This window comes from Pseudomonas sp. RtIB026 (assembly GCF_016861355.2).
Taxonomy (GTDB): Bacteria; Pseudomonadota; Gammaproteobacteria; order Pseudomonadales; family Pseudomonadaceae; genus Aquipseudomonas; species Aquipseudomonas peradeniyensis.
In genome coordinates, this window is sequence record NZ_AP023348.2 from 3,595,682 (window position 1) to 3,609,134 (window position 13,453).

Genomic DNA, 13,453 nt, shown 5'->3' on the forward strand with positions numbered 1-13,453 from the left:
GAGCGAACGACAATCTCAGATTCCGTACCCTGTCGCTCCCCCCCAACGGATGGAGCCCAGCATGAACCAGGCGGTCAGCCCAGATCCCCAGCACACCCTCGAGCAAACCCGCGCCCGGCGTCGTCAGCGCCTGCTGCGCTTCGGCCTGGCCGGGGGACTGGGGCTGCTGGTCGCGGCCTATGGCGGCTACTGGTGGCTTGACGGCCGTTACCTGGAGCAGACCGACGACGCTTACGTGCGCGCCGACTGGGCGCCGATCAGTGCCCGGGTCAGTGGCTATGTGGCCGAGGTGGCGGTGGCGGACAACGCCACGGTCAAGGCCGGCGACCTGTTGGTGCGCCTGGACGAACGAGACTTTCGCGACCGCCTGCGCAAGGCCGAGGCGCAGCTGGCAGTGAGCGAGGCGGCGCTGCAGGTGCAGCGCATGCGCCTGCGCGCCTTCGTCGCCGAGCAGGACGAGCAGGCCCACGCCATCGCCCGCGCCGACGCCGAACGCGGTGGCAGCCGCGGCGAGGCGCAGCGGGCCGAGGCCGACTGGCAGCGTTACCAGCACCTGGCGCAATGGCAGGCGGCCAGTGTGCAGCGCATGGAGCAGGCCCGCGCCACCCGCATCCAGGCCCAGGCCATGCAGCGCGCCGCCGACGCCGAACTGGCCCGCCAGCATGCACGCAAGGCGATGCTGGAACAGCAGGGCAAGCAACTGGAAGCCGAACTGCTGCAACGCCAGGCCGACCTCGACCAGGCCCGCGCCGAGGCCGATCTGGCCCGCAGCGCCCTGGCCGACACTGAGATCCGCGCGCCGTTCGACGGCGTGGTCGGCCAGCGCAAGGTGCGTCAGCAGCAGTACGTCACCCCCGGCCTGCCGCTGCTGGCGGTGGTGCCGGTGGCACAGGCCTACGTGGTGGCCAACTTCAAGGAAACCCAGCTGGCGCAGATGCGCCCCGGCCAGCCGGTGACCCTTGAGGTGGACACCTTCGGCCAGCACTGGCGCGGCACGGTGGACAGCGTCTCCCCTGGCTCCGGCGCGGTGTTCGCGCTGCTGCCGCCGGACAACGCCACCGGCAACTTCACCAAGATCGTCCAGCGCTTTCCGGTACGCATCCACCTCGACCCGGAGGGCGACGACAGCCCACGACTGCTGCCCGGCATGTCGGTGATTGCCACCGTCGACACCCGGCAGGCCCGCCATGAGCGCTGAGGACAAAGTCTCGCTGCGCGCCTGGGTGGCGGTGATCGGCGGCCTGTTCGGCTGTTTCATGGCCGGCATGAATGTGCATGTCACCAGCGCCGCCCTGCCCGAGATCGAGGGCGCGCTGGGGGCCAGCTTCGAGGAAGGCTCGTGGATCTCCACCGCCTACCTGGTGGCCGAGATCAGCATGATCCCGCTGACGGCCTGGCTGGTGCAGGTGTTCTCCCTGCGCCGAGTGATGCTGGTGGGCTCGGCGGTGTTCCTGGCCAGCTCGGTGAGCTGCGCCATGGCCGGCAGCCTGGAGGCGATGATCAGTCTGCGGGTGATCCAGGGCGCCTCCGGCGCGGTGCTGATCCCGCTGTCGATGCAGCTGATCATCACCGAGCTGCCGGCCAGCCGCCTGGCGCTGGGCATGGCACTGTTCAGCCTGTCCAACAGCGTGGCCCAGGCCGCCGGGCCGTCGATCGGTGGCTGGCTCACCGACATGTACTCCTGGCGCTGGATCTTCCTGCTGCAACTGCCACCGGGCATGGCCCTGCTGGCGGCGGTGGCCTGGTCGATCAAGGGCCAGGCCGGTGATCGCGGCGCCTTGCGCCAGGCGGACTGGCTGGGCATCGTCGCCATGGCGCTGGGGCTGGGGGCGTTGCAGGTGGTGCTGGAGGAGGGCGGGCGCAAGGATTGGTTCGAATCGCGCTTCATCGTCGGCTTCAGCCTCGTCGCGGTGATCGCCCTGGCGCTGTTCATCCAGCGCCAACTGTGGGGCGTGCGACCATTCATCAACCTGCGTCTGCTGGGCAGCTACAACTTCGGCGTGTCGAGCCTGGCCATGGCAGTGTTCGGCGCGGCCACCTTCGGCCTGGTGTTCCTGGTGCCCAACTACCTGTCGCTGGTGCAGGGCTACAGCGCCAGCGAGATCGGCAAGAGCCTGATCGCCTACGGCATGGTCCAACTACTGCTGGCGCCGTTGCTGCCACGGCTGATGCGCTGGCTCAATGCCAAGCTGCTGGTGGCCAGCGGCTTCGCCATCATGGCCCTGGGCTGCTGGCTGGGGTCGACGCTGACGGTGGACTCGGGCAGCAACGTGATCATCCCCTCGACCGTGGTGCGCGGCATCGGCCAGCCGTTGATCATGGTGGCGTTGTCGGTGCTGGCGGTGAAGGGCCTGGACAAGGCCCAGGCAGGCTCCGCCTCGGCGCTGATCTCGATGCTGCGCAACCTCGGCGGCGCGCTGGGCACGGCGTTGCTGACGCAACTGGTGTCGCAGCGCGAGCGTTTTCATTCGGTGCGGGTGGGCGAAGGGCTGACGCTGTTCGATGGCGCGTTGCAGCAACGCCTGCCCGGCGGCATGGTCGACCCGCAGTCGCCGCAGGTGATGCAGACGTTGGCATTGATCGACCAGAGCGTGCGCGAGCAGGCCTACCTGATGGCCTACTCGGATGCGTTCTACCTGTCGTGCGTGGCGTTGCTCGGTTGTGCGCTGGCGTCCCTGCTGCTGCGCAGTCGCTAGCGATTACGGCTGACGCTCGGCCACCGCCCGCAGGGTCTTCAGGGTGACCATCGGCGCATCGACGACGAAGCGGTTGGCCAGCCAGCCCGGCACATCGCCGGCCGGGTCGGCGCGCAGCTGATAGGTGACCTCGGTCTCGCGCTCGCCCAGCGGGCGCATGATCCACTCGCCGCTGAGCCGGCGCACGCGGATCAGCCCAGGTGTTGCCGGCACCCGCCCGGGTTCGGCGCTCAGGTGGCGGACCAGGGTGTCGTCGTCAAGGCGCTCGGTGCGTACCTTGAGCACCATGTCGCGGGGCTTGGCCGGCCAGGGCAGGGCGGTGGTGAGGTAGACCCAGGTGGTGTCGCCGTCCACCTCCAGCAGGCGCATGTCGGCGCAGGCGTACAGCCATTTGCAGGCCACCCGCAGGTTCTCCTGCAGGTCGATCAGGGTACGGACGCTGGCCTTGATCCGGGTGATGCCGCGGAACTGCTGGTAGGGCGAACCGTCGACACTTCTCAGGTAGACATCGATGCCGTCTTCCTGGTGGGCGAGTTGCCAGTCGTCTGCCAACGATGCGGTGGTCGGCAGCAGGAGCAGCAGGGCAAGCAGGAGACGAGGCAGGCGCATGGCGTGGGGCCGGGAGGGGTGGTCCGCTCAGTATGGCCGGGAATGCATGGTGTTGCAGCCACCGACCTGTGGGAGCGGGTTTACCCGCGAATGCGGCAGTGCCTTCACCGACGCATTCGCGGGTAAACCCGCTCCCACAGGTAACCTGCAGGGCCTGGCGGCACCTGCAGAGTCACCTTGAAGCCCTCAGCGCTGCGGATTGAGCGTCAGGTGCACGTGACGGTTGACGTCCTTGTACAGCAGGTAGCTGAACGGGCCCGGGCCGCCGGAGTAGCAGGCCTGCGGGCAGAAGGCGCGCAGCCACATGAAGTCGCCGGCTTCGACCTCGACCCAGTCCTGGTTCAGGCGGTACACCGCCTTGCCTTCCAGCACGTACAGGCCGTGTTCCATGACATGGGTCTCGGCGAACGGAATCACCCCGCCCGGCTGGAAGGTCACGATGTTGACGTGCATGTCGTGGCGCATGTCGGCCATGTCGACGAAGCGGGTGGTCTTCCAGGCGCCTTCGGTGCCCGGCATCTCGATGACGGTGGCGTTGTCGCGGTGGGTGACGAACGACTCCGGAACCGGTAGGCCCTCGACCTTCTGGTAGTGCTTGCGCAGCCAGTGGAAGGTGACATTGGCCTTGCTGTTGTTGCGCAGGCTCCAGTCGGCGCCCGGGGCCAGGAACGCGTAGCCGCCCGGCACCAGGGTGTGGTGCTTGCCTTCGACGGTGATATCGATCTCGCCCTCGACCACGAACAGCACCGCTTCGGCGTTCGGGTCCAGCTCAGGGCGCTCGCTGCCGCCTTCGGGGGCGACTTCGACGATGTACTGGGAGAAGGTTTCGGCGAAACCGGTCAGCGGGCGGGCGATGACCCACATGCGCATCTTGTCCCAGAATGGCAGGTGGCTGGTGACGATGTCACGCATCACGCCCTTGGGGATGACGGCATAGGCTTCGGTGAACATGGCACGGTCAGTCAGCAGCTCGGTCTGAGCCGGGTGCCCACCGTGGGGGGCGAAGTAGGAAGGTTTCGACATGAACGGTCTCGACTTTGTTGTTCTCTCCCCATGCCTTGGACCACACCGGCCGGTGCGTGCAGGGGATGCACCGCCAGCATAGGGGCGTGGCTGTGCCATCTACAAATTAAATGTTGGAATACCCGGTATCCAATTGCTGAATGTGATGACGGTATTCTCATGGTGCGGGTGTAGGAAGTTTCCCAGGCTTTATGGCAATGACATTTTTTTCACATCACCTTGCTAGCATCGCCAGCACTTCCACGGAGCTGAATCGATGATGCCTGTCTTGCGCAAACGTGCTGTCCGCCTCGCTCTGGCCGGTGCCGGAGGTCTGGTAGCCTGTACCCTGGGTTTCTTCGGCTGGCAGTCCTTCTACCCGGTGCAGGCCGCCGAAGGCTGGGGCGTGCAAGTACTGCACAACTCGGTGACCCGGGCTGCCTCGCTGCTGCCCCAGGCTGACGGCAGCCTGCTGGTCAGCCGCGAACTCAACGGCGGCAAGGGCAGCATCATGCGCATCACCGCCGAAGGCGACCGGGTGGTGTTGCTCGACGGCCTGTCCAAGCCCGACGGCATGGTCGCCGTCGACGGTGGCTGGGCGTTCAGCCAGGAGGTGGGCGGGGCGCCGGTCAGCGTGTCGCGCAACGGCCAGGTCAGCCAGCTGTTCGAAGGCAACAATGTGCAGGGCCTGTACAACGATGGCGAACATCTCTACGCCATCGAGGACCGCAAGGGCGATGGCCGGCTGATGCGCTACGACTGGCGCAGCGGCGAACTCGATGTGCTGCGTGCGGGCCTGACCGAAACCGAAGGCCTGACCCGTTGCACCGACGGGCGCCTGTTGTACACCGAGAAAGCCACCGGCAAGATTCGTGCGTACAATGCCGAAGGCGCCGACCCGGTGGTGGTCGAGGGCCTGCGCAATCCGACGTTCCTGCTGTGCGACCAGCGTGGGTTGTGGATCAGTGAGGACTCGACCCACCGTGCGCGCCTGCTGCGCATCGACGGCGATGGCACCCGTCACACGGTGCTCAACTACCTGAAGGCGCCCCAGGCCATCGTCCCGGACGGCAGGGGCGGCTATCTGCTCGCCGAGGGTGGCCGCGACCGGGTGCTGCGCCTGACCCCGCCGGCTGCGCAGAGCACCGCCCAGGCCGAATCCCTGCCACGGGTGCCCGAAGCCTGACAAACCCCTCCATTGCAAAGGCCACGGCGCTATCCTTGATACAGGCCCCAGAGGAGTCTTTGTCATGCGCCGGCTGATGCTGTTGTTGCTGATCACCGTCATCCCGGGTTGCCAGGCGCCAATGCCCGCCGCCAACCCGCAGATGGCCTGGGTCGACCTCTCGCTGCCGTTTCCCAACGACCGTGTCCTGCTGGCCGAACGCCTGGACAAGCAGCGCCTTGTCGAAGGCCGCTTCTTCCAGGTGACTCCCGGCAGCCATGAGCTGGTGGTCAGGTTCGACTACGAAACGAGCGGCGGAGGCGGGCTGAGCATGATGGGCGGCACCACGGTCCGCCAATGCTACCTGACCCTCGACTACGCCGGTTTCCAGGCCGGCCAGCGCTATGTGCTCGAAGCCCGCTCCATGGCCCTGACACCTGAGGCAAGGCTGTACAATGCCGCCCGGGAGATCGTCGCCGAGGTCAGCGAGTTCTACTGCCTGATGTGAGTCGATGTCAGTTGATAAAGGAATCCAATCGTTGTGTGACGCATGAATCATTCGCTGTTCATTTCCCTGGACGGGCCAAAAGGCACCGGCAAGACCACGCTGCTGGAGTCCGTCACCCAAGCACTGAGGGCGGACAACAGGAAAGTGATCCGCATCAGCGAGAAGAAAAGCGATCCCTATCGGGGCGAAACCATGGTTTTGGTCAACCAGTTCGTCAGGCATCCCTGCCGGGAACTGGAGATGAAGGTCTGTGAGCGCCTTGCGCACAGCCGGGCCTGGATTTCCCGGCATGTGCTGGCCAGACAGCCCAAGGACAGCATCATCCTGATCGATCGCTGGTACCCGTCCGATGCCGCGTTTCGCCGGCTGGTGCCGTTTGCCGAGATTCTACGGTTGAACATCGAATGCGACGTGCGGGTGCCGGACCTGCATGTGGGCGTGATCACCGACCCTGAAATTTCCTGGGGCAGGGCAGCGGCGCGCTCGCGTGGGCTAGGCAGTACCGTGATGCATGAACTGGATGAACACGTGGCCTGCACGCAAGCATTCGAGCGAGCGGTTGCCGATCAAGGCTGGTTCTTGTGCCGCAATGAAGACACCCTGGAAGCGGCGACGCGGCAGGTGGTATCGGCGATCCAGGGCGTGCTGCCAGCAGGCTGATCAGTAGCGTTCGAGCGCGGCGATACGGCTCGACAGCCAGGCGTGCAGCTGCTTCACCGCAGGCGACAACTGCTTGCGGTGCGGGCACACCAGGCTCAATGGCATGCTCGGCCCTGGGTGATCCTGCAACAGCACGACGAGCCGCCCCGCCAATACATCGTCGCTCACATCCAGCCAGGACTTGTAGGTGATCCCTTCGCCCGCCACGGCCCATCGGCGGGCAATATCGGCATCGTCGCAGAGCAGGGCGCCACGCACCTGCACGGTCTGCGTCCCCAGTTGCCACTTGTCGTAGACCCGGCCCTGCTGCATGTACAGCAGGCATTGGTGTTCGCGCAGTTCTGCGGGGGCTTGCAGCGGGCCTTGCCGGGCCAGGTACTCGGGCGAGGCCACCAGTACCTTGCGGTTCCACGGTGCCAGTGGCAGGGCGATGTAGTTGGCGTCGGTGTTCAGGCCGTAGCGGATGGCGATATCCACCGGATCGCGGAACAGGTCGGCGATCTGGTCGGAGAGAAACAGGCGCAGGTTCAATTGCGGGTGCTCGCGGCGAAACGCCGTGAGCCAGGGCAGCAGCACGTTGCGCCCCAGGTCGGACGGCGCGGCCACCTGCAGGATCCCGCTCAACTGGGCGCTTTCCTGCTGCAGGTTGTCCCGTCCTTGCCTGAGGGCCTCGAGGGCGGCCAAGGCCGAGGGCAGGTACTGCTCGCCCTCGGCCGTCAGGCGCAGGCTGCGCGTGGTACGGGCAAACAGCCGCACATCCAGCTCACGCTCCAGGCGCTTGACCGCCTCGGCTGCCTGCCCGGGCAGCAGGTCGGCTTCGTGGGCGGCTGCGGTAAAGCTGCCCAACGCGGCGCTGCGAACAAAGATGGCCAGGTCGTCGAGGCGGATCATTTTCACTCCTGCAATGAAAGTGTTCACGGGTACAACCCGTTTTTCCCAACGACCGGACACGCCAGACTGGGTTCACGAATCAAACCATATCCAGCAGCGAGTGCCTATGAAAGCGATCGGTTATACCCAGAACGGCCTGCCCATCGAAGACCCTGCGTCCCTTCAGGACATCGACATGCCCAGGCCGAGTCCAGGGCCCAGGGACATCCTGGTGGAGGTCAAGGCCGTGTCGGTCAACCCCGTCGATACCAAGGTGCGTGCCGGCACTTTCACGCGTGAGCCGAAAATACTCGGCTGGGACGCGGCCGGTATCGTCCGTGAAGTCGGCCCTCAGGTGACCCTGTTCAAGCCCGGCGACCAGGTGTACTACGCCGGCTCCATCGCCAGGCCCGGCAGCTACAGCGAATACCACCTGGTCGACGAACGCATCGTCGGGCACCAACCGCGCAGCCTGGGTGCGGCGCAAGCGGCAGCGCTGCCGCTGACGGCCATCACCGCCTGGGAGCTGCTGTTCGATCGCTTGGGAGTAGTCGAAGGCGGCGGCGAGGGCGATGCCCTGCTGATCGTCGGCGCCGCCGGCGGCGTCGGCTCGATGCTGGTGCAACTGGCCCGGCAACTGACCCGTCTGACGGTCATCGGCACCGCCTCCCGCGCCGAGACCGCCGACTGGGTGCGCGAACTGGGCGCCCATCATGTCATCGACCACAGCGCGCCACTGCACGGGCAACTGCAGGCCCTGGGGATCGAGTCGGTGAGCCATGTCGCCAGCCTCACCCATACCGAGCAGCACTTCGCGCAACTGGTCGAGGTGCTGCGGCCACAAGGTCACCTGGGGGTGATCGACGACCCGCAGACCCTGGATGTCATGCCGCTCAAGCGCAAGTCGCTGTCGCTGCACTGGGAGCTGATGTTCACCCGCTCGCTGTACCAGACTGACGACATGGTGCGCCAGCACGAGCTGCTTGAGCGGGTGGCCGGGCTGATCGACCAGGGCATCCTGCGCACCACCCTGGGCGAGCATTTCGGTGCTATCAATGCCGCCAACATGCGCCGTGCCCATGCGCTGGTCGAGAGCGGCAAGTCGCGCGGCAAGATTGTTTTGGAAGGGTTCTGAAGCCCATCTTTTCAGGGCGTTCAACGTTGGATTTGCAGCGCTCTTGAGATCGAGCGCCGCCCGCGCAGCGCATCGCGGGACAAGCCCGCTCCTACATCTGTTTCGGGCCAGTCAATCCTGTGCCATTACCGGGTCCGCCTTGTTGGCCCGACGAAATCTCTGCATGGGCACCACTGCCGCCCCGCACGATTTGAGGCATGCACCAAGGCGGGCGCCGCCTCATTCACAGGAAAAATTGGCCCGAAACAGATGTAGGAGCGGGCTTGTCCCGCGATGCGCCGCGCGGGCGGCGCTCGATCTCATAGGCGCTGCAAGAATCGCGGCGGACACCCAACGGCCCACACACGGTCAATAGACCATGCACAAACAACCGCAGGCCAGTCGATCCGCAACTGACCAGGAGCCAGATATGAAGCAACAAGACCATCCCCTCGTTTCCCTTGCCATCCTCAAGGCCAAGCCAGGCCAGGCAGCCTCGCTGAAAGCCGCCTTGCTGGCCTTGATCGAGCCAACCCGGGCGGAACCCGGCAACCGCGACTACATGCTGTTCGAGCGCAGCGATGAGCCCGGAACGTTCTACATGCGCGAGGCGTTCGACCACCAGCAGGCCCTGGACACGCACCTGGCCACCGCCCACTTCCAGCGCTTTGCCGAACAGGCCGACCTGCTGTTGGCGGAGCCGCTGCAACTGGTCTTCCTTGATCCGATATCCACTACCGTTGCGCCTCACCCGTGAGGCACAACGGGCAACCGGCATCGCGCAGTGGTGCACCCGCTGATCTATACATGATTTGATTTTATCTATACAAAAATCTAGTATTGTATAGGTTTTCTCTCCTTGCAGATTCGCCATGGCATTCCTTGCGCGCTGGGCCTGTCTCTGCCTGCTGCTGATGTCGATGCCAGTGGCCAACGCGGACTGGCGTGCAGCGCTGCCGGCGGCCCAGCAACTGGGCGGTGGCGACTTCACCTGGTTCGGCCTGCGGCTGTACAGCGCCCGCTTGTGGACCGAGGGTTCGCGCCATGACTGGAACCAACCTTTCGCCCTGGAACTGACCTACCACCGCTCATTGTCCCGGGACACGCTGGTGCAAGCCAGCCTTGAAGAGATGCGCCGACTAAGCGCTGGCCGGGTGACGCCGCAACAGCTTGCAGCCTGGGCCAAGGCACTACAGGAGGCATTCGTGGATGTGCGCCCCGGCATGCGCATCACAGGCTTGTACCTGCCGGGGCAGGGCGGTCGCTTCTATGTCGATGAGCAGCCCACCCGCACCCTTGCCGACCCGGCCTTTGCCCGGGCGTTCTTCGCCATCTGGCTGGACCCGCGGGCTCGGGACGCCCAGTTGCGCCTGCAACTGCTCGGCCTGGCCGGCAAGCCTCGAGGAGGATCCTGAACATGTACAGAATGCTGTTGCTGGCGGCCTGCCTGGTACTGGGCAGTTGCGGCAATGTCGACGTCGAGCGCTACGCCGCGGAGCAACCCCGTTTCGACCTGGCGGCCTTCTTCTCGCGCCCGGTGCAGGCCTGGGGCATGTTCCAGAAGCGCTCCGGGGAAGTGGTGAAGCGCTTTCACGTTCGCATCGACAGCCGCCGGGAAGGCGAACGGCTGATCCTCGACGAGCAGTTTCTCTACAGCGATGGCACACGCCAGCGGCGCACCTGGACGCTGGTGCCTGACGGCCCCGATCGCTGGCGCGGCACGGCGGGGGATGTGATCGGCGAGGCGCGCGGTGAAGTGGCCGGTAACGCACTGCGCTGGCGCTACACGCTGGATCTGCCCGTGGACGGGCGGCACTGGCAGGTGGACCTGGACGACTGGATGTACCTGATGGACAAGGACACCCTGATCAACCGCTCGCGCATGAGCAAGTTGGGCCTGGAGATCGGCCAGATCACCCTGTTCTTCCGACGCTTGCCGGAAGGCGCGCCATGAGCGCGCGTACCGAGCAGAGCGTCAGTCTTTGCTGGCGTTGAGCTTGCGCAGCTCTTCGTAGGTGGCGGACTGGACGAACCAGAAGCCGGAAACGATGCACCAGCCGAGGCTACCGGCCACGAACACACCCAAGGCTGGCAGGAATCCGCCGGTGAACAGGGTGATGAGCGCGAAGAGCCAGATAACGGCCAGGGAGATGTAGAGGACGATGTTGTTGACGCTGATGACGAAGTCTTTCACGAAGCATGTTCCTTGCGGGGTTTCAAAAGATTGCCCCTCCAGGGGCACGCGGATGCTATCACATTGATGCTATTGAAGGCTTGACCCGCTACCGGTACCTGCTGTTGAATATGCGCCCTCGAATCCCCGCAACCTTTTGCCAAGTGGTGAAGCCAGTGCCCTGCGCCATCAAACACGCCTGATACCGACGACGGTCCATCGTGCCTGATGGCTGCCCGTGCTTGCGCGCGGCGGCGCTTCATCCTCGTACCTGCCTGATCCTGTCGTCGGTTTTTCCCTATTTCCAAGGAGAAACCCATGAACATGGACTTTCGTGCCGACGCACATTCCCTCGAACTGTTCAAATACCCCCGCACACCCCATCTGCAAGGCTCGCGCCTGCAGGACGGCGACAGCGATGCCGGCCAGGTGGCCTATGCCTCGTTGGCCGGCCAATGGCTGGTGGTGGAAGAGAAACTCGACGGCGCCAACGCCGGCATCAGCTTTACCAACGGTGGCGAGCTCCGCCTGCAATCGCGTGGCCACTACCTCACCGGCGGTGGCCGCGAGCGCCAGTTCAACCTGTTCAAGCAATGGGCCGTGGCCCACGAGCACTGGTTGCTGGAGCGTCTTGAAGACCGCTTCGTGCTGTATGGCGAGTGGCTGCACAAGAAACACTCGGTGTTCTACGACCACCTGCCGCATTTTTTCTGCGAGTTCGACGTGTGGGACCGTGCCACGGGGCTGTTCCTGTCCACCGCGGCGCGCCGCCGCCTGCTCGCCGATGGACCGGTGCTGTCGGTGCCGGTGCTGTACGAAGGCCCGGCACCACGCCGCTACGCCGAGCTGATGGCGTTGCTCGGCGACTCGCTGGCCAAAACCGCGCAATGGCGCGAAGTTTTCGAGCAGGTGGTGCGCCGCGAAGGCCTCGACCTGGCCCGCGCCTGGCGCCAGTGCGATCGCTCGAGCCGCATGGAGGGCCTGTACCTGAAGCTCGAAGACGAGCGCCAGACCCTGGGCCGGCTCAAGTGGGTGCGCCAGGACTTCGTCCAGGCCATCCTCGACGCCGACCAGCACCATGCCAACCAACCGTACATACCCAATCAACTGGCCGCCGGCGTCGATCTCTACGCGCCGCGCCTGTCCCTGGACTGGCACGGCGCCCGCCGCGGCGACTGAAGGAGCTTCCTGAAATGGATATTCGACAACTGCAACAACTGGTGCCCGACCCCGGGCACGACATGGACAGCGCCGCTTGCCTCGCGGCCATCCCGGCCCTGGCACGCCTGGCCGACACCCCGCAGGATCCGACCTATCACGCCGAAGGCGATGTATGGGTCCATACCCGCTTGGTGGTCGAGGCGTTGCTGGCGCAGAGCGCCTACCGCGACGCCAGCGCCGAGCAGCGCTTCGTGCTGTTCTTCGCTGCCCTGCTGCATGACATCGCCAAACCCGACACCACGGTGATCGACCCGCAGACCGGGCGCATCGGCCAACCCGGCCACTCGCGCCGAGGCGCGGTGGATGCGCGTCTGCTGCTGTGGCGCGCCGGCGTGCCGTTCGCGCTGCGCGAACAGATCTGCCGGATCATCACTGTGCATCAACTGCCGTTCTTTGCCCTGCAGGGCGATCGCAGCGGGCGCAGCGCGGAGTTCCTGCTGCACAAGCTGTCCTGGGAACTGCCGGTATGGATGCTCTGCGCGGTGGCCGAGGCCGACATGCAGGGCCGCCACTATGCCGGCAAGGCCGATGTGCTGACCGCCATCGAACTGTGGCGCGATCTGGCGGCAGAGGAGGGGTGTTTGTACGGCCCACGGGCGTTTGCCGACGACTACACACGCATTCAGTACCTGCGTGGCGCCCGCGTGCACCCGGACTATGCGCTGCATGAACCCCAGGGTTCCCATGTGGTGATGCTTTCCGGCCTGCCGGCCAGCGGCAAGGACACCTGGACCGCCCGACACCACCCGGACCTGCCGGTGGTGTCGTTCGACGACGCGCGCCAGGCCCTGGGCCTGCGCCACGGCCAGAACGAGGGCGCCGCAGCGCACTACGCCATCGACCGGGCCAAGGCGCTGTTGCGCGAGCGCCGGCCCTTCGTGTGGAACTCGACGCACCTGTCGGCGCAGATGCGCAGCCGTACCCTGGACTTGCTGTATGGCTACGGGGCGCAGGTGGAGATCGTCTACCTGGAGCGGCCGGAGGACGAGATCATGCGGCGTAACCAGCGACGGGATACGTCGCTGCGCAATGACGATATACGGCGGATGCTGTTCAAGTGGGAGGTGCCGCTGCCGACCGAGGCGCATCGGGTGAGGTATGAGGTGGTGACGGGGTGAGGGGGCTTGATGTTCAAGTTCCCACGCTCCTTGGATGGCCGCTGGGTTCACCACTACAGGCACTCTTGCGCATCGATTGCCCGTTTGTCGAAACCTCGGCCTTTTCGTAATCCTCTGGTCCATGACAGCGGCGTGCTCGACTAGTCTGGGGCTACCGACACCCAACGCGACATCAGGCCATGGAGCCCGGCCTCTGGAATGAACGGCTTTGCTTGCCCTTTGCAGTTTCCAAGTTTGCTCATGACGTCGATCCATGAAAGGGAGGCATTGCCCCCTTATGGCGTGAGCGCGTCCAGACACGTGTCGGACACAACGGA

At 65.5% G+C, this 13,453-nt stretch carries 15 protein-coding genes; 11 read left to right on the forward strand and 4 right to left on the reverse strand.

All coding sequences use genetic code 11. The annotated features are described in order from the left end of the window. The first annotated feature begins 61 nt into the window (after nucleotides 1-61). Together PRtIB026_RS16200 and PRtIB026_RS16205 are read left to right on the forward strand one after the other, a co-directional pair. Nucleotides 62-1,198, forward strand: coding sequence for an HlyD family secretion protein (locus tag PRtIB026_RS16200; protein ID WP_203646497.1), 1,137 nt, complete (start codon nucleotides 62-64; stop codon nucleotides 1,196-1,198). Then, nucleotides 1,188-2,696, forward strand: coding sequence for an MDR family MFS transporter (locus PRtIB026_RS16205; RefSeq protein WP_203646495.1), 1,509 nt, complete (start codon nucleotides 1,188-1,190; stop codon nucleotides 2,694-2,696). Before PRtIB026_RS16200 ends, PRtIB026_RS16205 begins: the two co-directional genes overlap by 11 nt. A 3-nt stretch (nucleotides 2,697-2,699) precedes the next feature. On the opposite strand, the gene PRtIB026_RS16210 is transcribed toward PRtIB026_RS16205, so the two are convergent. Beyond that, entirely contained in the window at nucleotides 2,700-3,299 is a 600-nt protein-coding gene (locus tag PRtIB026_RS16210; RefSeq protein ID WP_420713666.1) for an START domain-containing protein, read from the reverse strand. 192 nt (nucleotides 3,300-3,491) lie between these two features. Next, nucleotides 3,492-4,328 (reverse strand): bifunctional allantoicase/(S)-ureidoglycine aminohydrolase, encoded by an 837-nt coding sequence (locus PRtIB026_RS16215; protein WP_110739035.1) that lies wholly within the window; start codon nucleotides 4,326-4,328, stop codon nucleotides 3,492-3,494. A gap of 256 nt (nucleotides 4,329-4,584) precedes the next feature. Here PRtIB026_RS16215 and PRtIB026_RS16220 point away from each other — a divergent pair, with 256 nt between their 5' ends. The 3 genes from PRtIB026_RS16220 to PRtIB026_RS16230 all read left to right on the forward strand — a co-directional run bounded on the left by PRtIB026_RS16220 (nucleotide 4,585) and on the right by PRtIB026_RS16230 (nucleotide 6,640). Beyond that, nucleotides 4,585-5,493, forward strand: a complete 909-nt coding sequence (locus PRtIB026_RS16220) for a hypothetical protein (protein ID WP_203646491.1) — start codon at nucleotides 4,585-4,587, stop codon at nucleotides 5,491-5,493. A 64-nt stretch (nucleotides 5,494-5,557) separates the two neighbouring features. Next, nucleotides 5,558-5,980: a hypothetical protein gene (locus PRtIB026_RS16225; RefSeq protein WP_203646489.1), complete on the forward strand. Its 423-nt coding sequence runs from the start codon at nucleotides 5,558-5,560 to the stop codon at nucleotides 5,978-5,980. Nucleotides 5,981-6,022: 42 nt separating this feature from the next. After that, on the forward strand, nucleotides 6,023-6,640 hold the full coding sequence (locus PRtIB026_RS16230) for a dTMP kinase (RefSeq protein ID WP_203646487.1): 618 nt from the start codon (nucleotides 6,023-6,025) through the stop codon (nucleotides 6,638-6,640). Here the strand turns inward: PRtIB026_RS16230 and PRtIB026_RS16235 are convergent, their stop codons facing one another. After that, nucleotides 6,641-7,531 carry a LysR family transcriptional regulator gene (locus tag PRtIB026_RS16235; protein WP_203646485.1) on the reverse strand — a complete coding sequence of 297 codons (891 nt, stop codon included), beginning with the start codon at nucleotides 7,529-7,531 and terminating at the stop codon, nucleotides 6,641-6,643. Between the two features lie 106 nt (nucleotides 7,532-7,637). Here PRtIB026_RS16235 and PRtIB026_RS16240 point away from each other — a divergent pair, with 106 nt between their 5' ends. The 4 genes from PRtIB026_RS16240 to PRtIB026_RS16255 all read left to right on the forward strand — a co-directional run bounded on the left by PRtIB026_RS16240 (nucleotide 7,638) and on the right by PRtIB026_RS16255 (nucleotide 10,578). Then, a complete protein-coding gene (locus tag PRtIB026_RS16240) occupies nucleotides 7,638-8,645 on the forward strand; it encodes a zinc-binding alcohol dehydrogenase family protein (RefSeq protein ID WP_203646483.1) in 1,008 nt (335 codons plus the stop codon). 409 nt (nucleotides 8,646-9,054) lie between these two features. After that, nucleotides 9,055-9,381, forward strand: coding sequence for a putative quinol monooxygenase (locus PRtIB026_RS16245; protein WP_203646481.1), 327 nt, complete (start codon nucleotides 9,055-9,057; stop codon nucleotides 9,379-9,381). 115 nt (nucleotides 9,382-9,496) lie between these two features. Further along, nucleotides 9,497-10,039: a chalcone isomerase family protein gene (locus PRtIB026_RS16250; RefSeq protein ID WP_203646479.1), complete on the forward strand. Its 543-nt coding sequence runs from the start codon at nucleotides 9,497-9,499 to the stop codon at nucleotides 10,037-10,039. Between the two features lie 2 nt (nucleotides 10,040-10,041). Beyond that, nucleotides 10,042-10,578 carry a DUF3833 domain-containing protein gene (locus tag PRtIB026_RS16255; RefSeq protein WP_203646477.1) on the forward strand — a complete coding sequence of 179 codons (537 nt, stop codon included), beginning with the start codon at nucleotides 10,042-10,044 and terminating at the stop codon, nucleotides 10,576-10,578. A gap of 21 nt (nucleotides 10,579-10,599) precedes the next feature. Here the strand turns inward: PRtIB026_RS16255 and PRtIB026_RS16260 are convergent, their stop codons facing one another. Further along, the gene (locus PRtIB026_RS16260; protein WP_050705559.1) at nucleotides 10,600-10,818 is read right to left on the reverse strand and encodes a hypothetical protein; all 219 of its coding nucleotides are present in this window, start codon (nucleotides 10,816-10,818) and stop codon (nucleotides 10,600-10,602) included. Between the two features lie 297 nt (nucleotides 10,819-11,115). Here PRtIB026_RS16260 and PRtIB026_RS16265 point away from each other — a divergent pair, with 297 nt between their 5' ends. Together PRtIB026_RS16265 and PRtIB026_RS16270 are read left to right on the forward strand one after the other, a co-directional pair. After that, nucleotides 11,116-11,976 (forward strand): RNA ligase family protein, encoded by an 861-nt coding sequence (locus PRtIB026_RS16265; RefSeq protein ID WP_203646475.1) that lies wholly within the window; start codon nucleotides 11,116-11,118, stop codon nucleotides 11,974-11,976. Between the two features lie 14 nt (nucleotides 11,977-11,990). Continuing rightward, nucleotides 11,991-13,136 carry an AAA family ATPase gene (locus PRtIB026_RS16270; RefSeq protein WP_203646474.1) on the forward strand — a complete coding sequence of 382 codons (1,146 nt, stop codon included), beginning with the start codon at nucleotides 11,991-11,993 and terminating at the stop codon, nucleotides 13,134-13,136. Nucleotides 13,137-13,453: the final 317 nt, after the last annotated feature.